At 70.9% G+C, this 17244-nt stretch carries 23 protein-coding genes; 8 read left to right on the forward strand and 15 right to left on the reverse strand.

From position 1 onward, the window contains the following. Positions 1-22 precede the first annotated feature (22 nt). Positions 23-652 carry a TetR/AcrR family transcriptional regulator gene (locus BMW88_RS05920; RefSeq protein WP_089949594.1) on the forward strand — a complete coding sequence of 210 codons (630 nt, stop codon included), beginning with the start codon at positions 23-25 and terminating at the stop codon, positions 650-652. A gap of 44 nt (positions 653-696) precedes the next feature. Here BMW88_RS05920 and BMW88_RS05925 read toward each other — a convergent pair whose 3' ends face one another. Together BMW88_RS05925 and BMW88_RS05930 are read right to left on the reverse strand one after the other, a co-directional pair. Next, a complete protein-coding gene (locus BMW88_RS05925) occupies positions 697-1479 on the reverse strand; it encodes an alpha/beta fold hydrolase (RefSeq protein ID WP_245777595.1) in 783 nt (260 codons plus the stop codon). Further along, positions 1452-2339 (reverse strand): AurF N-oxygenase family protein, encoded by an 888-nt coding sequence (locus BMW88_RS05930; protein WP_089949595.1) that lies wholly within the window; start codon positions 2337-2339, stop codon positions 1452-1454. Before BMW88_RS05930 ends, BMW88_RS05925 begins: the two co-directional genes overlap by 28 nt. A gap of 61 nt (positions 2340-2400) precedes the next feature. Between BMW88_RS05930 and BMW88_RS05935 the strand changes: the two genes are divergently transcribed. Both BMW88_RS05935 and BMW88_RS05940 read left to right on the forward strand, forming a co-directional pair. Next, the gene (locus BMW88_RS05935) at positions 2401-3084 is read left to right on the forward strand and encodes a TetR/AcrR family transcriptional regulator (RefSeq protein WP_089949596.1); all 684 of its coding nucleotides are present in this window, start codon (positions 2401-2403) and stop codon (positions 3082-3084) included. Beyond that, entirely contained in the window at positions 3084-3398 is a 315-nt protein-coding gene (locus tag BMW88_RS05940; protein ID WP_089949597.1) for a DUF4873 domain-containing protein, read from the forward strand. The genes BMW88_RS05935 and BMW88_RS05940 overlap by 1 nt, the downstream gene beginning before the upstream one ends. 127 nt (positions 3399-3525) lie before the next feature. Here the strand turns inward: BMW88_RS05940 and BMW88_RS05945 are convergent, their stop codons facing one another. Together BMW88_RS05945 and BMW88_RS05950 are read right to left on the reverse strand one after the other, a co-directional pair. Beyond that, positions 3526-3750, reverse strand: coding sequence for a DUF3107 domain-containing protein (locus tag BMW88_RS05945; RefSeq protein WP_089949598.1), 225 nt, complete (start codon positions 3748-3750; stop codon positions 3526-3528). A gap of 43 nt (positions 3751-3793) precedes the next feature. Beyond that, complete coding sequence (locus tag BMW88_RS05950; RefSeq protein ID WP_089949599.1) at positions 3794-4435, reverse strand: ferritin-like fold-containing protein; 642 nt, start codon at positions 4433-4435, stop codon at positions 3794-3796. Between the two features lie 365 nt (positions 4436-4800). Between BMW88_RS05950 and BMW88_RS05955 the strand changes: the two genes are divergently transcribed. Genes BMW88_RS05955 through BMW88_RS05965 form a run of 3 tightly spaced genes read left to right on the forward strand, consistent with a single transcriptional unit; the run spans position 4801 to position 8645 of the window. Then, positions 4801-6423, forward strand: a complete 1623-nt coding sequence (locus BMW88_RS05955) for a DEAD/DEAH box helicase (RefSeq protein WP_425434632.1) — start codon at positions 4801-4803, stop codon at positions 6421-6423. Positions 6424-6427: 4 nt separating this feature from the next. Next, on the forward strand, positions 6428-7759 hold the full coding sequence (locus BMW88_RS05960; protein WP_089949601.1) for an Rv3212 family protein: 1332 nt from the start codon (positions 6428-6430) through the stop codon (positions 7757-7759). 7 nt (positions 7760-7766) lie between these two features. Next, positions 7767-8645, forward strand: coding sequence for an alpha/beta fold hydrolase (locus BMW88_RS05965; RefSeq protein ID WP_089949602.1), 879 nt, complete (start codon positions 7767-7769; stop codon positions 8643-8645). 25 nt (positions 8646-8670) lie between these two features. Here the strand turns inward: BMW88_RS05965 and BMW88_RS05970 are convergent, their stop codons facing one another. From BMW88_RS05970 to BMW88_RS05990, 5 genes are all read right to left on the reverse strand, one after another. After that, a complete protein-coding gene (locus BMW88_RS05970) occupies positions 8671-9102 on the reverse strand; it encodes a hypothetical protein (protein ID WP_089949603.1) in 432 nt (143 codons plus the stop codon). After that, positions 9099-10406, reverse strand: coding sequence for an O-antigen ligase family protein (locus BMW88_RS05975; protein WP_143115984.1), 1308 nt, complete (start codon positions 10404-10406; stop codon positions 9099-9101). The genes BMW88_RS05970 and BMW88_RS05975 overlap by 4 nt, the downstream gene beginning before the upstream one ends. A 208-nt stretch (positions 10407-10614) precedes the next feature. Next, the gene (locus BMW88_RS05980) at positions 10615-11106 is read right to left on the reverse strand and encodes a hypothetical protein (RefSeq protein ID WP_089949605.1); all 492 of its coding nucleotides are present in this window, start codon (positions 11104-11106) and stop codon (positions 10615-10617) included. 87 nt (positions 11107-11193) lie between these two features. Then, positions 11194-11442, reverse strand: a complete 249-nt coding sequence (locus tag BMW88_RS05985; RefSeq protein WP_143115985.1) for a hypothetical protein — start codon at positions 11440-11442, stop codon at positions 11194-11196. A 139-nt stretch (positions 11443-11581) separates the two neighbouring features. Then, a complete protein-coding gene (locus BMW88_RS05990) occupies positions 11582-12418 on the reverse strand; it encodes a RecB family exonuclease (RefSeq protein WP_089949607.1) in 837 nt (278 codons plus the stop codon). 42 nt (positions 12419-12460) lie between these two features. Between BMW88_RS05990 and BMW88_RS05995 the strand changes: the two genes are divergently transcribed. After that, a complete protein-coding gene (locus BMW88_RS05995; protein WP_089949608.1) occupies positions 12461-12763 on the forward strand; it encodes an ArsC/Spx/MgsR family protein in 303 nt (100 codons plus the stop codon). A gap of 6 nt (positions 12764-12769) precedes the next feature. Here BMW88_RS05995 and BMW88_RS06000 read toward each other — a convergent pair whose 3' ends face one another. The 4 genes from BMW88_RS06000 to BMW88_RS41665 form a co-directional block, all read right to left on the reverse strand. Continuing rightward, positions 12770-13390: a MarC family protein gene (locus tag BMW88_RS06000; RefSeq protein WP_281249367.1), complete on the reverse strand. Its 621-nt coding sequence runs from the start codon at positions 13388-13390 to the stop codon at positions 12770-12772. A gap of 12 nt (positions 13391-13402) precedes the next feature. Further along, a complete protein-coding gene (locus tag BMW88_RS06005; RefSeq protein ID WP_425434617.1) occupies positions 13403-14260 on the reverse strand; it encodes a PHP domain-containing protein in 858 nt (285 codons plus the stop codon). Positions 14261-14296: 36 nt separating this feature from the next. Next, positions 14297-14857, reverse strand: a complete 561-nt coding sequence (locus BMW88_RS06010) for a PH domain-containing protein (RefSeq protein WP_089949610.1) — start codon at positions 14855-14857, stop codon at positions 14297-14299. A gap of 64 nt (positions 14858-14921) precedes the next feature. Then, on the reverse strand, positions 14922-15080 hold the full coding sequence (locus BMW88_RS41665) for a hypothetical protein (RefSeq protein ID WP_170067890.1): 159 nt from the start codon (positions 15078-15080) through the stop codon (positions 14922-14924). A 140-nt stretch (positions 15081-15220) separates the two neighbouring features. On the opposite strand from BMW88_RS41665, the gene BMW88_RS06015 reads away from it, so the two are divergent. Further along, the gene (locus BMW88_RS06015) at positions 15221-15634 is read left to right on the forward strand and encodes an NUDIX hydrolase (protein ID WP_177220968.1); all 414 of its coding nucleotides are present in this window, start codon (positions 15221-15223) and stop codon (positions 15632-15634) included. Between the two features lie 28 nt (positions 15635-15662). Here the strand turns inward: BMW88_RS06015 and BMW88_RS06020 are convergent, their stop codons facing one another. Both BMW88_RS06020 and BMW88_RS06025 read right to left on the reverse strand, forming a co-directional pair. Further along, entirely contained in the window at positions 15663-16658 is a 996-nt protein-coding gene (locus BMW88_RS06020) for a DUF2332 domain-containing protein (RefSeq protein WP_089949611.1), read from the reverse strand. Between the two features lie 14 nt (positions 16659-16672). Beyond that, positions 16673-17179 (reverse strand): MaoC family dehydratase, encoded by a 507-nt coding sequence (locus BMW88_RS06025; protein ID WP_089949612.1) that lies wholly within the window; start codon positions 17177-17179, stop codon positions 16673-16675. Positions 17180-17244 lie beyond the last annotated feature (65 nt).

The raw sequence follows: 17244 nt of genomic DNA on the forward strand, positions 1-17244 counted from the left end.
GATAACTCGTGCTGGAGGCACCATGACGGAGACGGCGCAGAGCGCACCCGCAGGCAGGGGCGTTCGACTGCCGCGCACCGCCCGCCGCGCGCAACTGCTGGCAGCGGCGCAGGACGTGTTCGTCACCAACGGCTACCACGCCGCGGCGATGGACGAGATCGCGGAGCGCGCGGGCGTGTCCAAGCCGGTGCTGTACCAGCACTTCCCCGGCAAGCTCGAGCTGTACATGGCCCTGCTCGAGTCCCATGTGGACGAGCTGGTCGGCCGGGTCCGCGCCGCCATCGGGTCCACGACGGACAACAAGCTGCGCGTGCGCGCCGCCGTGGCCGCGTTCTACGACTTCGTGGACGGCGAGGGCCAGGCGTTCCGGATGGTCTTCGAGTCCGACCTGCGCTCCGAGCCCGCCGTGCAGCAGGCCGTCGAGCGCGCGACCACCGACTCGGTCGACGCGATCACCGACACCATCACCGCCGACGCCGGCCTCGACCCGGAGCGGGCGCGCCTGCTGGCCGTCGGGCTGGTCGGGCTCTCGCAGGTCACCGCCCGGTCGTGGCTCGCGGACAACCGGCGGGTGCCCAAGGAGGACGCGGTCGCGCTGATCTCCAACCTGGCGTGGCGCGGCATCGGCGGCGGTTTCCCGCTCCAGCACTGACAACGATGTAGGGGCCTCGCCGCGGCGAGGGCCCCTACACCTGGTCACATCAGCGCGGCTATCCGCCTCGCGACGTCCTCAGGCCGTTCCAGCGGCAGCATGTGCCCGGTCCTCGGGTAGATCACGAACTCGGCCGACGGCAACGCCTCGGCGAGCACCCGCGAATGCCGCATGGGCGTCAGAACGTCCCAGGACCCCGCCATCACCACGGTGGGGACGTCCGACAGCACCGCCAGCGCTTCCTTGCGCTGGTGCAGCGTCAGCTCCCGGCGGATCCCGACGAACGCCTCCCCGCACGTGTTCCCGGCCATCATCGCGGCGGCGCGCACGTCGGCCCAGCGCGGCCGGCGGCCGAACGTGACCCGCAGGCCCGGCGCGATCAGGCGGCCGAACCCGACCTTGGCCCGCTTGGCGAGCCAGCGCCCGGCGAGCCGTTCCAGCCCGCTCAGCGGAGGCAGGTCACCGCACGACGTGGCGACGAGGGCCACTCCCGCGACGCGCTCGAACAGCTCGGGGCGCTGCTCGGCCAGCGCCATGATCGTCATGCCGCCCAGCGAGTGCCCGGCCAGCACGAGCCGCCCGGTGGGCGCGTGCGCCTCGATCACGGCCGCGAGGTCGTCGGCCAGCTCGGAGATCGACCCCGTGCAGCCCGACGACCTGCCGTGGCCGCGCACGTCGTAGCGGACCACGCGCCCCGGCAACGCCGCGGCCACGCGGTCCCACGTGGTCAGGTCCATGGTCCAGCCGTGCAGCAGGACGGCGGTCACGTCCGAGCCGGCCGGTCCGGACGTGACGACGTTCAGCCGATCAAGAACGAGCGGCGCCACGAGCGCATCCCCGGCTTTCCGACGAGTCCGGCATCGTCCAGGAACGACATGATCCGCTCCCCCGACCAGCGGATGGTCTCCTGGAACTTCGGGTTGGCCAGCGCCTGGCGGTGCGCCTCGCGCACGTCCAGCCCCACGGCCGCGTAGACCCGCGGGTTGATGATCGCGCGAGTGATCATCATCGACACGTACCCGATGAGCCACTTCTGGTAGGGCTTCTCGTAGCCCTTGAGCTCCGCCATGCCGCGCTGCAGCTCCTCGCGCGCGAACCGCACGTGGCGAGCCTCCTCCAGCACGTGGATGCGGTTCACCATCCGCACGATCGGCTGGACGGTCTCGTCGTTCATCGCCTCGCGCTGCAGGCGGTCGAGGATCTCCTCGGCGACCAGGATCGAGCCGTACATCGCGGGGCCGTAACCGATGACCGGCAGCAGCTTGCCCAGCCGGTGCGTGTGCCTGGTCGGCCCGTACGCCGGGCAGCCGACCCGCTCGACCAGGCGCGCGAACATCGTCGAGTGCCGGCACTCGTCGGCGACCTCGGTGAGCGCGTACTGGGCGTGCCGCGTGGTCGGGTCGGTGTTGTAGACGACCTTCACCAGCATCTGCATGAGCAGCAGCTCGAACCACAGGCCCACCGACGCGATGGACGCGAGCTCGTGCTTGGACAGCTCGATGCGCTGCTCGGGCGTCAGCGAGTCGTACATCGGGGTGCCGTAGAGCGAAATGCGCTGTTCAGGGATGTAGAAGAGGCCCTCCACCAGAGGTGCGGACCAGTCGATGTCCACCTCAGGGTCGTAGAACTTCTCCGCGGACGACTTGAGCAGCCGCTCCGCTGTCTTCTCCCGATCGGCGACCCTCATCGGTTGCCCTCCCCGGTAAGTGTTACTTTAGGTAACGGTTACTTCTGGTAGCGTGCGTCACATGGCACGCACTGTCAAGGGGCCGGACGCGCGACGTGAGCGGTGGAAGGGTCATCGCGAGCAGCGCAGGGCGGAGTTCGTGGAGGCCACGATCGCCGCCGTGGCCAGGAAGGGCCCCGACGTCGGCATGGAGGACGTCGCCGCGGAGGCGGGCGTCAGCAAGCCCGTGCTCTACCGGCACTTCACCGACAAGTCGGACCTCTACCTCGCCGTGGGCCAGAAGGCGACCGAGCTGCTGATGGACCGGATGGGTCCCGCGCTCGCCGCCGACGGCCCGATCCGCGAGCGCATCCGGCGCATCGTCGACGCCTACCTCTCGGTGATCGAGGACAACCCGAACCTGTACCGGTTCGTGGTCAAGGGGTCCTTCGTGGACCGCCCGGTCGAGAAGGACGTGGTGCAGGAGGACAAGGACCTCATCGCCTCGACCCTCGCCCGGATCCTCGGCGACTACCTGCGCGCCTTCGACATGGACTCCGGCGGCGCCGAGCCGTGGGCGCACGCGCTCGTCGGCATGGTGCAGAACGCGGGCGACTGGTGGCTCGACCGCCAGACCATGTCCCGCGAGAACCTCAGCGACTACCTCGCCACGATCATCTGGCACGCCATCGACGGGCTGTTGCGCTCCGGTGGCATCCAGGCGGACCCGGAACGGCCACTCACCCCGCTGCGATTGGTGGACTGATGAGCGAGCACGAGCACGACGAAGAGGGCTACACGGGTCCGGCAACCCTGGTCTTCGGCTCCGACGAGGTGGCCGTGGACGTGGAGCTGCGGGGCTACTTCCAGCCGATCGACGGCCGCTACCACTGGTACGGCCGCGTGAAGGCCAACGACGAGGTCACGAGCCGGGTCGAGGGCGGAGCGCGGACCGCGCTGCTGCGCACCCCCACCGGGCAGGCGGAGGGCACGCTGACCGACCAGGACCCGTGGGGCCGCTACCGGGTCGGCGGCATCTCGACACCGCCGTACCGGATCGAGGAACCCGCCCAGCACTGAACCCGCCCAGCACTGAGCCCGCCCAGCACTGGACCGCCGAGCACGGCAAGCCGCTGAACAGCGGAAACCCGCCGAACAGCGAAAGAGCCCCGGTCATCACGACCGGGGCTCTTCTTCGCCGTACGGCTCAGGCGCCGAACCCGACCCTGCGCGAGTCCTGCGGGCCGATCTCCACGTACGCGACGCGGCCAGCGGGCACGACGAACCGCGCACCCTTGGCGTCCACCAGCGACAGCACGCTGGACTTGCCGGACACCGCGTCCGCCACCAGAGCCTCGACCTCGGACGGGTTGAGCTCACTGGTCACGACGAGTTCCCGCGGGCTGTCCGCGACGCCGATCCTGACCTCCACGCTGACCTCCGTGCTCAAGAGAAAAATCTAGGACCGAGCCTACCTAGCCCAAGCCGAGCTGCGTCATGCGCCGCGCGTGCGACTGCTGGAGCCGGCGGAAGAGCTGCCCGATCCCGGCGAGGTCGCCCGACCCCCGCACGATCAGCTCCGACAGGCCGTCCCGCTCCGCCACCACGTACTGGGCCTGCGTCAACGCCTCGCCGAGCAGCCGCCGGCCCCACAGCGCGAGCCGGTCGCGCACCCGCGGATCGGACTCGACGGCGGCCAGGACTTCGCGCTCAGCGAACGCCGAGTGACCCGTGTCGGCCAGCACGGCGAGGACCAGCTCCTTGGTCGGCGCGTCCAGCCACTCGGCGACCTCCCGGTAGAAGTCGGCGGCGAGCCCGTCGCCGACGTACGCCTTCACGAGCGACTCGAGCCACGACTTGGGGCTGGTCGACTCGTGGAACGCGTCGAAGCCCTGCACGAACGGCGCCATCGCGTCCTCGACGGCGATGCCCTCGGCGGCCAGGTGGTTCTGCAACAGCGTGAAGTGGCCGATCTCGGCGGCGGCCATCTGCGCCAGCGCCGCGCGCCCCGCCAATGTCGGCGCCGTGCGCGAGTCCTCCGTCATCCGGTCGAAGGCCGAGAGCTCGCCGTACGCGAGCGCGCCCAGAAGATCGACAACACCCTCCGCAACACCCATGGTCGGGAAGCCTAGTGCGGCGCCGTCGGGAGTCACGTTCCGATCGGCCCGATCCCGGACGAATCGCGGTGCCGTCCCCGCACCCCGATATCACGCATAAGCGGACGTGGGGGCGGTGCGGCGAGGCGTCCTCGTGAGCGCCGCGGCGCCGCGGTGGGGGTCGTATTCGCCGCACCGGGTGGTGAATCGCGTCTTGCCAGGTAGAATGGGGGCGGACGCCCGGCGTGACGAGTGTGACGAACCGCCGTGTCCCAGAATTTTTTGGGCAGGCGCACGAATGGTGCGCGTACACCTTTCCCGCAGCTGGTTCCCAAGCGCGGTCGAGAGGCCCGGCCAGGGCTCGTACGCGCTTGGTACGAGAGAGGCTGATCACCCTGACCGCTGAAGTAGAAGCACATCTGGACCCGGTCGAACTGGAGCACAGCGAGACCGGCGCCCCCGTGGAAGACACATCGCACCCCCTGCTGGCCGACGCGCCGGTGCACACCGAGTCCCCGACGTTCGCCGAGCTCGGCGTTCGCGAGGAGATCGTCAAGGCGCTCGGCGAAGCCGGCATCGAACGCACCTTCGCCATCCAGGAGCTCACGCTCCCCATCGCGCTCGCCGGTGACGACGTCATCGGCCAGGCGCGCACCGGCACCGGCAAGACCCTCGGCTTCGGCGTGCCGCTGCTGCACCGCATCGACCTGCCCGGCGACGGCACCCCGCAGGCCCTCGTCGTCGTCCCCACCCGTGAGCTGTGCCTGCAGGTCTCGCACGACCTGACCGCCGCGGCGAAGCACCTCGGGGTGAGGGTCGCCGCCATCTACGGCGGCATCCCCTACGAGCGGCAGATCGCGCAGCTCCGCAAGGGCGTCGACGTCGTCATCGGCACGCCCGGCCGCCTGCTCGACCTGGCCGAGCAGCGCCACCTGGTGCTCGGCAAGGTCCGCATGCTGGTGCTGGACGAGGCCGACGAGATGCTCGACCTGGGCTTCCTGCCCGACATCGAGCGCATCCTCGTCATGGTTCCCGACGAGCGGCAGACCATGCTGTTCTCGGCGACCATGCCGGGTCCGATCATCACGCTGGCCCGCACGTTCCTCAACCAGCCGACGCACATCCGCGCCGAGGAGAACGACGCCGGCCAGACGCACGAGAACACCTCCCAGTTCGTCTACCGGGCGCACTCGATGGACAAGCCGGAGATGCTGGCCCGCGTGCTGCAGGCCCGCGACCGGGGTCTGACGATGGTGTTCGCCCGCACCAAGCGCACCGCGCAGAAGGTGGCGGACGACCTGACCGAGCGCGGGTTCGCCGCCGCCGCGGTGCACGGCGACCTGGGCCAGGGCGCGCGCGAGAAGGCGCTGCGGGCGTTCCGGGCGGGCAAGGTCGACGTGCTGGTGGCCACGGACGTCGCGGCACGCGGCATCGACATCGACGACGTGACGCACGTCATCAACTACCAGTGCCCCGAGGACGAGAAGACCTACGTCCACCGCATCGGCCGCACGGGCCGTGCCGGGCGCACGGGTGTCGCCGTCACGTTCGTCGACTGGGACGAGACGGCGCGCTGGCAGTCGGTCAACGACCTGCTCGGCCTCGGTCAGCCGCTGCCGGTGGAGACCTACTCGACGTCGGACCACCTGTTCGCGGACCTGGGCATCCCGTCCGGTTCCACGGGCCGGTTGCCGCTGAGCCACCGCACCCGCGCGGGCCTCGACGCCGAGGAGGAGGAGAACCTCGACACCGGCAAGCGCAACAAGCGCCGTCGCCGCACGGGCTCCGGCTCCGCCCCCGGCGGCGCGGAGCAGGCGCCGGAGGCGAACGAGGAGACGCGCCCGAAGCGCTCCCGCTCGCGCACGCGCAGCCGCGGCGGCGTCGCCCAGGACGGTGAGCAGGCGGAGGCGCAGGCTTCCGAGTCCTCCGACAAGACCGCGTCGGACAAGCCTCGCCGGCGTCGTCGTCGCCGAACCTCTGCCGAACAGGCCGCTCCTTCGGCAGACTGATCACATGTCGTCCCCCGGTTCCGACGTCACCGAGGTCGAGGACGTCCTCGACGAGCCCGCGCACGAGCCAGAGCCCGCCGCGCCCCGCCCGCCCGCCCGGTCCTGGCGCACCCGCGCCGACTTCGTCGCGGTCGCGCTGATCGCCGTGGTCTCGGTCGTCGCCGCCGTGCTGACCTGGGCGTTCAGCGATGCTCGCGCCACGACGTCGGTCACCGGGCCGTCGTCGTGGGAGCCGCTGCCCGAGGTGGCCACGCTGCCCCCGACGCTCGCCGAGGTGTGGCGGGCCGCCAGCGGGGCGTCGCAGTCCCCCGTGGTCGTGCGGACCCCGTCGAAGGAGACCGGCGAGGAGAAGCCGTCGACGGTCGTCACCGGCGACGGCGGCACGGTCCACGGGCGCGACCCGCTGACCGGCGAAGTGCGGTGGACCTACGAGCGCGACCTGCCGCTGTGCGTGGTGAGCACGGGCTGGGGCCGCGCCATGGCCCTGTACTCGAAGGGCACGAACTGCTCGGAGCTCACCTCGCTCGACGGCATCACCGGCGAGCGCCGGGCACAGCGCAACGGCGACGCGGAACCGGGAACGGCACTGCTCAACGAGGGCTCGCACCTCATCACCACCGGCTCGAAGTTCATCGAGGTCTACCGGCGCGACGACCTGGTGCGCTCGCTCGAGTACGGCACCCTGCGCGCGATCGTGAACCCCGGCAAGCAGCCGCGGGCCGGGTGCACCTACGGCTCGGTCGCGGTGACGTCCGGCAAGTTCGCGCTGATCGAGCGCTGCCCGGACGACAGCTCCGACCGGATCTCGGTGATCAAGCCGAACCCGGACAAGTCCGACGAGCCGAAGGTGTTCGCGAGCGTCCTGGCCGGCAGCGAGAACGCCCAGGTCGTGGCCGTCACCGACAAGCTCGTCGCGGTCGCCATGCCCCGCCCGAGCCGGATCGTCGTCTTCGACGCCGAGAGCGGCGCGCAGGTCGCCGAGGCGCCGATCGACGTGCCGGAGGCGGACTTCACCGAGCCGCCGAACCACGTGGCCCGCTCGTTCTCCACCAAGACCCACGTCTTCTGGTTCTCCGGCTCCAGGACGATCGCCCTGTCGCTCGACACGCTCACTCCACAGTGGACCGCCGAGGGCGCGCTGGGCGCCGGCACGACGCTCGCCGGCCGCGCGGTCATCCCGGTGCGGGAGGGCCTGCGGGTCCACGAGCAGGCCACGGGCGCCGTCGTGGGCACGATCCGGATCGACCGCGACGGCCACACCGGCCCCGTGCAGCTCGCCACCGCCGGTCCGGTCGTGCTCGAGCAGCGTGGCGAAACCCTGGTCGCGCTGCGATAGTTCCCCCGTGCACTCGCAGATCAGCCCGCACCGGGCGCAACGCATCGACCTGCCGGGCCGCTACGGCACGATCGCGGCGCTGCGGGCGCCCGCCGCCGGCGACGACGCGATGCGCACGACGGCACTGCTCGTGCCGGGCTACACGGGTTCCAAAGAGGACTTCGCCCCGGTGATCGACCCGATCGCGGACGCGGGGTTCGAGGTCGTCGCGATCGACCTGCCCGGCCAGCAGGACTCGGAGGGCCCCGACGACGAGGCCCTCTACCGGCCGGGCCCGCTGGGGTCGGTGGTCGCCGAGCTGATCGGGAAGATCGCCGCGGACGGCCGCAAAGTCCTGCTGCTCGGCCACTCCTACGGCGGCCTGGTGTGCCGGGCCGCCGTCTTCGCGGGCGCTCCGCTCGCCGGTCTCACGCTGATGTCGTCGGGCCCGGCGGAGCTTCCCGCCGGCGAGCGCCGCACGGCTCTGGAGGTCGGCGAGCACGTGCTGGCCGAGCAGGGCGTCGAGGGCGCCCAGAAGCTGAACGAGCTGCGGGCCTCGCAGAACCCGGCGTGGGCGGTGCTCCCGCAGGAGCTGAAGGACTTCTACCGCGCCAGGTTCCTCAAGTCGCCGGCCGCGGCGTTGCTCGGCATGGGCAACGGCCTGCGCCACGAGCCGGACCAGGTCGCCAAGCTGAGCCGGGCGCTGCGCACGTCCGGAATCCCGTGCCTCGTGGTGTGCGGCGACTCGGACGACGCGTGGACGCCTGCCGCCCAGCGCGACATGGCCGAGCGGCTCGACGCCGACTTCGCGGTGCTGCCCGGCGTCATGCACTCGCCGAACACCGAGGCGCCCGGCGAGCTCATCGCCACCCTGCTGCCGACCTGGCGGGCCTGGCTGGCCTCATGACCGGGTGGTCAGCCAGGCCACCGGATCACGGGACGATCTGGATCTCGCGCTCGTCCCTCGCGGCGTTGCCGTTCTGGTAGGTGCGCAGTTCCGACTTCGCGAAAGCGCTGCCCCAGCGGAACGCGCGTTCGTTCGCCGTCACGTTCACCGCGGTGGTCTCGAACCCACCGGTGCAGGTGATCTCCTTGTACGTGTTGCCGACCGCCACACCGCCGAGCACGGCCTGGTTGACGGTGACGTTGAGGTGACCCTGGTGACCCGCCGGGCACGCGTAGGTCAGCTGGACCTCGATCGCCGCGCCCCACGCCTTCCACTTCGCGGGCGACTCGACTCTGATCGCGCCCGCGGAGGGCGACTGCGCGCTCACGTCCGCCATGACCGGCGCGATGGACGCGAGCACCGCGCCACCCGCGACGGCGACGACCGCAAGCGCCTTGCCCCCGGTGAACTTCTTCATCCGACTGTCCCCTCAACCATTCCGTCCCTCGTGGACGGAAACCCCAGACCGGCGCAGAGGCCGGCGACGACGAGCACGACGGGCAGGTGCCAGAGGAAGTCGAAACCGCTGTGCACCAGCACGACGACGACAGCCGCCATCGCCCCCGCCCACAACGGCGTCCCGCGTCCTCGCCACATCGCGACCAGCACGCAGACGACAACCCCCAGCGCCAGCACCAGCCCGACGAGCCCGAGCTCGACGAGCACCTGGAGGTACTCGTTGTGCACATAACGCATGAAGCGAGTGCCCTCGTTGCCCCGCTGGAAGAAAAAAGATCCATTTCCCGGCCCGGCGCCGAGCACCGGCATCCGCGCGACCAGCTCCAGCGCGGCGCCGGTGGCCTGGGCGCGGTCCGGTGAGCTGAACGAGACCCGCGTGGCCAGCCGGTCCGCGAAGACGACCAGGGCCACCCCGCCACCGGCCGCCAGCAGCACCGTGACCGGCACCAGGAACCGGCCGAGCCGGGGCAGCACCAGCGCCACCAGGGCGCCCACGACCAGTCCGCCGACGGCGAGCACCGGCCGCGGCTCGTCGGCGACCCGCAGCGACGGCAGCAACGCCGCCAGGGCGACACCGGCCCCGAGCAACGGCGGCGCCGCGGCGGCGACCGTCTTCTGGAAGCCGGAGAACACGCACAGCACCACCAAGCCCGCCGCGAGCGCGATCACCGCGGCACGGCTCATCGTCGCGCCGACTCCCACGCAGAGCAGGAAGCTCATGACGGAGGTGAGCGGCGAAGGCCGCAGGACCAGCGACACCACGACGGCCGCGGCCATCACCGCGGCGGCGGCGTTCGGGTAGGTCAGGGTCGACGCCGCGCGCAGCAGCCCCTCCGCGACCGTCGTCCACGACGGCACGCGGAACACCACGGCCACCCAGCCGGTGAACCCGACGAGCGCCCCGACGCCGGCGACAACGGTGGCCAGCAACTCCCGTTGCGCCAGATCAGCTTGTGCCGCAACGAGAACCGCACCGACGAACACCCCGGCCGCGGCCACCGCGGGCACCGCCGCCAGCACGTCGCCCTCGATCACGCCGCGCAGCACGGCCCACGCGGCGAACGCTCCGCCCAGCGCCGCCAGCGCGGTGGGCTTCGGCCGGGCGAGCACGACGGCGACCCCGACGAGCAGCCCGGACAGCACCCTGCCCGGCAGGTAGTACCCGCCCTGCGCGACCACCGCGGCGGCGAGCCCCGCCACCACGAGCAACACCGGAACCGGCAACGCGACCGAGTTCCGGCGCGCGCCGACAACATCCCCCACCGCCACGGGTTCCCCCGCCTCGCGTCTCCGCCTCCCCAAGCGGATCGAGTGCACACTGTAAGCGGGGACGCACCACGGCGGAAGGTCGAACCGGCATCAGTTCGGCGTCACCGCGGTGGACTCCGCGCCCGGCATGAACCCGGTCCCGATGGCGGCACGGTGTCGTGCGGCGGGCCGCTCCGGAGCCACGGGACCTGCCCGCCCGCTCCTACCGGCTGCGCAGGCTGACCGCGGTGGCCGGCAGCCACTCCAGCGCGTCGTCGTCCCTCCTGACCAGGAAGTAGGCCTTCGACCCACCGGTGGCCGCGAGGACGTGCACGTTGGGGCTGGTGCCACCGGCGATCAGCGAGCCCGGCAACGGCTGGTCGAACGGGATGAGGTTGGCCGTGTCGCGCTGGCCAGCCGTGCCGCTGTCGCTCTTCCTCGTCGAGATCGCTCGCGCGATCACGTCCGCGGAGCTCGCGATGGCGAGGAAGCCGAGCAGGCCGAGGGACAGCGCCACGTAGTGCCCCGCCTGGAGGCTGCCGCCGGACGCGAACTCGGCGACCGCCGTGGCGATCGGGGTGACGACGAGCGACCCCGCCGTCAGGACCTTGGTGATGCTGAACGCGGGCGACTCGACCGCCGGGTTCGCCGGTACCGGGTCACCGTTGCCATCGGTGTTGGTGAGGAACTGGATGGGGTTGAGGTTGCGCGCCATGACCGACCTCGCTCGACGTGACTGGTGCCCAGGACGTCGTCGCGGCGGGTCGAAGGGTTAGCACGCGGACTGCGGCATCCGGGTGAATCACGCCCACCAAAAGGTCCAGAGGGTCGCGCCGGTCACGAGCAGGACGGCCGAAGACGACACCGGCGCCTTCCAGTCCGCGTACCGGTCCGCCACGATCTGCCCGGCGACGACGAGCAGGGCGGCCACGACGTGGGAGACCACCGACAGCATGCCGGGACCTGGCAGATCGCGGGAGTTCGCGTAGAACTGGACGCCGATGTTCGCCAGGGCCAGCAGCACCATGCCCACCGCGAGCACACCGCTCACCGCGCGCAAGACTCCGTACGTCCGCGAAGAACGCTTTGCTGCTTCCACTTCCACTCCAGCCACCCTACGGGCACAGCGGCTCGCAGGCAGTGACAACCCGATCGGCTCCAGGCCCGCTACGGCAAAAGTCCCAACGCGCTCACGGCGCCAGCAGCGCCCAGGGCTCCAACGAGGGTGCCGCCGCCTGCCCCTCGGGGCAGCTCCGCCGGAAGTCGCACCACTGGCACTGCCGCCCCACCACCGGCGGGAACAGCACCTCCCGGTCGCCGCCCGCCTTCAGCGTCTCCGAGGCCAGGTCGATCTCGTCCGCCGCTTCCTCCGCCCGCCGCACGTGCCGGGCGAGCGACTCCTCCGTGTGCTCCCACACCGCCACCGAGCCCGACGGCAGGTGGTGCAGCTCGACGCGCCGGCACGGCTTGCGCAACGTCCGGCGCGCGGCCAGCGCGTACAGGGCCAACGCCTGCGAGCCGCGGGCGTCGTCGGAGGTCAGGACGTGGCGGCCGGTCTTGTAGTCGACGATCACCAGCTCGCCGTCGCGGTAGTCGATGCGGTCGACGCGGCCCTCGGCCACGATGCGCTCGGTCGGCGACGACACCCAGCGCTCGACGCCGAGCGGTTCGAAGGCGACGTCCAGCGAGGCCACGTAGTCGTGCACCCAGCCCTCGGCGCGCGACCGGTACTCGGCGGCCTGGTCGACGTCGCGGAAGCCCTCCGACTTCCACTGCCGGTTCACGAGCGCCACGGCCTGGTCGGGGGTGCGGCGGTCCGGCGGCAGGTCGAAGAGGGCCTTCAGGGCGTTGTGCACGACCGCGCCCAGCGTGTTGTGCGCCCAGGCACCGCCTCGCGGAGGCGTGGGCCGGTCGAGGTAGGTCATCCGGTAGCGGCGCGGGCAGTCCGTCCACGTCGCGAGCTTCGCCGGCGTGACGCGCACCAGCCGGCGGGGCTGAACACCGAAGTCGAAGCCGAGTTGTTCCACCCGGACCAAGTTACCCAGCACCCCTGACAGAAGATGAGGGGCATGGAGATCTGGCACAACCCGCGCTGTTCCAAGAGCCGCGCCGCCAAGCAACGCCTCGACGAGGCCGGTATCGCCTACACCGAGCGCCGCTACCTGGAGGACGTGCCCACGGCGGAGGAGCTCGACCGGGTCCTCGAACTGCTGGGCAAACAGCCGTGGGAGATCGCGCGCAGGAAGGAGACCGCCTACCCGGAGGGCCTGGAGCACGACCGCGCCCGGTGGATCGCGCACCTGGTCGCCAACCCGAGCCTGATCGAGCGCCCCATCGTCATCGACGGCGACACGGCGCGCATCGAGCGCTGAAGGTGGTCACGGCTGGCCGCCCGCGGTGATGAAGCCCTGCACCGAGGAGGCCACGAGCTGCACGGCGATCGCGGCCAGCAGCAGACCGGCGATCTTGGCCATCAGCAGGATGCCGCTCTCCCGGAACACCTTGATCAGCAGACCGGCGGACCGCAGCGTCCCCAGCAGCACCAGGTGCACGGCCACGATGGCCGCGGCCAGGGCCAGGTAGGAGCCGAGAGCGCCGTCGGCCTGGCGCACGAACACGATCGTCGCCGCGATGGCGCCCGGCCCGGCCAGCAGCGGCGTCCCCAGCGGCACGAGCGCGATGTTGACGTCCTCGACCTCGGGGTGGTTCGTCGCGCCCTTGCCCGTCAGCAGGTCGAGGGCGATCAGCAACAGCAGCAACCCGCCCGCGCCCTGCAGCGCGGGGATGCCGATGTGCATGTACGCCAGGATCGAGTTGCCGGCGACCGCGAACAGCGTGATCACCAGGAACGACACCAGCACACCCTGCCGCGCGGCCCGCTTGCGCTGTTCCCGCGACTTGCGGCCGACCAGGCCCAGGAACACCGGCACGGTGCCCGGCGGGTCCATGATCACCAGGAGCGTGATCGTGGCCTCGATGAACAGCCGCAGGTCGAACACGAACACACCGCCCTATCCGACGAGGATCTCGCCACCGGTGGCCCTCGCGGCCAGAGCATCCAGCATCTCCGGCGCCGTCGTCTCCGCGCCGAGCCGGACCGTCTTGTTCGTGCCGTGGTAGTCACTCGACCCGGTGACGATCAGGCCCAGCTCGTCGGCCAGCAGCCGCAACGAGCGCCGGGTCTCCTGGTCGTGGTCCGGGTGGTCGACCTCGACCCCGGCCAGACCGGCGGCGGCGAGGGACCGCACCACGGCCGGCGCGACCACGGGACCGCGGGACCGGGCGAACGGGTGCGCCAGCACGGTGACACCGCCGGCCTCGGCGATCATCTCGATCGCCCGCTCGACGGGCGTGTCGGTGCGGCCGACGTAGTACTGACCGCCGGTGAGGAACGTCGCGAACGCCTCGTCGACGGAGGAGACCACCCCGGCGCGGATCAGCGCCTGGGCGAGGTGCGGGCGGCCCGCCGGCGCGTCGAAGGGCAGCCGGGACATCAGGTCGACCGGGTCGATCGGGAACCCGTCCGCTCGCATCATCTCGGCCATCTTCTGCAGGCGGTGCCGCCGCTCCTCGCGCAGGCGGGACTGCTCTTTCATCAGCATGGCGTGCGTCGGGTCGTACAGGTACGCCAGCAGATGGACGGTGATGGTGCGGCCGTAGCCGTCAGCCGACGAGCACGAGAGCTCGGCACCGCGCACCAGCCGCAGGCCGGGTGGCAGTGCCGCGACGGCCTCTGCCCATCCGGCGGCGGTGTCGTGGTCGGTGATCGCCACCGCGTCGAGGCCTGCTCGCGCCGCGGCCCTCACCAGTTCGGCGGGGCTGTCGGTGCCGTCGGACTCGGACGAATGGGTGTGCAGATCGATGACCACGTCGTCCAGTGTGGACGACGCCGGAAACCGGCTCCGCTACGGGACCATCTTCTTCCCGCGCGCGGCCCGCTGTGCCTTGATCATCGAGAAGCGCTCGGCCTGCGCCTTCTTGTCGCCGAAGGTCAGCTCCGAGATGGCGTCGTAGACCTCCTCGGGATCCGGCAGGAACTCCAGGCGGTTGAGGGCCTGGATCTGACCTGCCGACTCCACGATGAGCGTGCCGTAGCCGAACATGCGTCCGCTCACGGTGCGCTCGTAGGTGAGGTCGGTGACCTTGCTGATGGGCATCATCGCGACCTTGGTCTCGAAGACGCCCGACGTCAGCATGAAGCGCTTGTCGGTGACGACGATGCGCTCCACCCACCACTCGATGACGAAGTAGGCGAGCCGCAGCAGCACGAGCAGCCCGCCGTACCACAGCACGTTCTGGATCACGCCCGCGTCCGCCGGGAGCAGGTAGGAGATCATCATGAAGCCGGCGAGCAGCGCCGCCGCCTCCAGGACGTCCCAGATCAGGTAGGACCAGTGCCTGCGCACCCGGATGACCCGACGCTCGCTCGACAGCAGGTAGTCGTCCGGATCACGTGGTGCGAACATGCGCTACCAGCCCTTTCCTGGTGCCAGCCAGAGCCCTGTCCCCGCCTTCCCGGCGAACCGGGGACTAGAACAATTGTCGCACGAAGGTGATCAGGGCCTCAGCGGCAGTTCGCAGCGAGTTGAGGATGTTCTGCACCAGCTGAGCCGCTTGCTGGGGCTCCGCGATGAGGAAGAACAGCAACAAGGCGATGCCAGCGAAAGTGAGAATCTTCTTCAAGTTCACGGTGTCCACCCCGTCCGCGTTGCACCCGTTTGGCGCCGTTCGTGACCGTTGTACAGCACTGCCGAGCGCCTTGGGAGATTTGTACCGCAGCCGGGGTAGTGGGAAGCACCGCCGTTCCGGTGTGACTACGCTTCGTGTTCGTGACGGCGAGCAGCGACCACTTGATCCGTTGCGTCGGAGCGATCGTGCATGACTCGAACGGGCGACTACTGCTCGTGCGACGCGCCAATCCTCCAGGTGAGGGCCTGTGGTCGGTACCGGGCGGCCGGGTGGAGCCCGGTGAGGCGGACGAGGCCGCCGTGACGAGGGAAGTCGCCGAGGAGACGGGACTGTCCGTCACGGTCGGTCGTCTCGTCGGCACCGTCGAGCGCTCGGCCCCGAACGGGGTTTTCCTCATCCTCGACTACGAATGCCAGGTCACGTCGGGTGTGCTCCGAGCGGGCGACGACGCATCGGATGTCGCTTGGGCCGACAGTGCGACGTTGGCCACACTCCCCACCACCGACGGCCTCCTGGAAGCGCTTTCCGGGTGGAACTGCCTGCCCAGGGCCTGATCAGGTTCAGCCGATCGGGAGCGGGCGGTCAGCGCCAAACGAGACGTTGCCCGTGGGCCTCGGTGGTCGCCAGGGTCGTCGTCTCGACGTCGGAGCCGTGCACCCGGACGAGCCGGAGCTCCCCCTCCTCGTGCGCCGCCCACCACGCCGACCTGCCCAAACCCGACAACGCGGGCACCAGGTCGAGGCCGGACCCGCTCGTCATGACGACGATCGGCGCGTCGATCGGCTCGACCGCCTCGGCGAGGTCCGCGACCGGATCGCCGGCCACCAGCCGCGGCGGGTTCTTGCGCAGCACGCCGCACGCCACCCCGAACAGACGCAGCCGTTCCGGTTGGTCGGCCCACACGCACGCCTCCAGCCACGCGTAGGCGTCCTCGTCGGCCAGGTCGACCGGCGCCACGCCGATGCCCGCCTTCGCGGCCACCTTGACGGTCTTGGGCAGCTTCGGCAGCACGGCGCCGGGGGCGAGCTCCAGGGCGCAGTGCAGGCCCAGCGCGGCCTTGGCGGGCCCGGCGACGAGCTGACCCGCCTCCGCGGTCTGGTAGCGGTAGGAGTACTGGTCGAGCCCGAGCAGCAGGCCCGCGGTCGTGGCGGCCTCCACGAGCCCGATCGGCGCGCCGGCCTGCCTGGCCGCGGCGGCCACCGCCGGGAACAGCAGCGCCGCCCTGCCCACCTCGTTGGTCTGGATCACCTGGCTGCCCACCAGCGCCCGCACCCGTTCGGCGCGCTCCAGCAGGAAGTCGCGGAAGAGCGGCCAGGTGCTCTCGTCCGCGCCGTAGGTCCCGCCCAGCGACGGGTAGTAGTTCGACAGCCGGTGGAACGGCTCGGCCTGCACCAGCCGGTGCGCCGCCGCCAGCAGGAGCTCGCCCGTGGCGTCGTCCTCGCCGGCGGCGGTCAGCAGACCGGCCACCTCCGGATCCTCGGCGGCACGCGACGCGAGGTGCTCGTAGAGCGGCGAGATCGCCGCGGCCCTCACCGCGAACTCGCGCAGACGCTGCCGTGCCAGATCCAGAGCTGTCACTTCGGTTCCCCAAATCAGTCGGATGCGGGTTCCGGGCGCCCGGGCTGCTCGCCGCCACGGGCGTCGCCGTACGACTTCTTCGGCACCATCACCTTGCGGCGGAAGATGCACACGACCGTGCCGTCCTGCTTGTACCCACGAGTCTCCACGTACACCACACCCCTGTCGTCTTTGGACTTCGAAGGCGTCTTGTCGAGGACCTCGGTCTCGCCGTAGATCGTGTCACCGTGGAACGTCGGCTTCACGTGCCGCAGCGACTCGATCTCCAGGTTGGCGATGGCCTTGCCGGAGACGTCGGGCACGGACATGCCCAGCAGCAACGAGTAGATGTAGTTGCCGACGACGACGTTCTTGCCGAAGTCCGTCGTCTTCTCCGCGTAGTTCGCGTCCATGTGGAGCGGGTGGTGGTTCATCGTGAGCAGGCAGAACAGGTGGTCGTCGTACTCCGTGACCGTCTTGCCCGGCCAGTGCTTGTAGACCGCTCCGACCTCGAACTCCTCGTAGTACCGACCGAACTGCACCGCGCCTCCAGGTACGTGTGATCGAGATCTGCCTCAGGTGGGGAGACAGTCTGAGCGCAGGGGGA

Source organism: Lentzea xinjiangensis, from assembly GCF_900110955.1.
Taxonomy (GTDB): Bacteria; Actinomycetota; Actinomycetes; order Mycobacteriales; family Pseudonocardiaceae; genus Lentzea; species Lentzea xinjiangensis.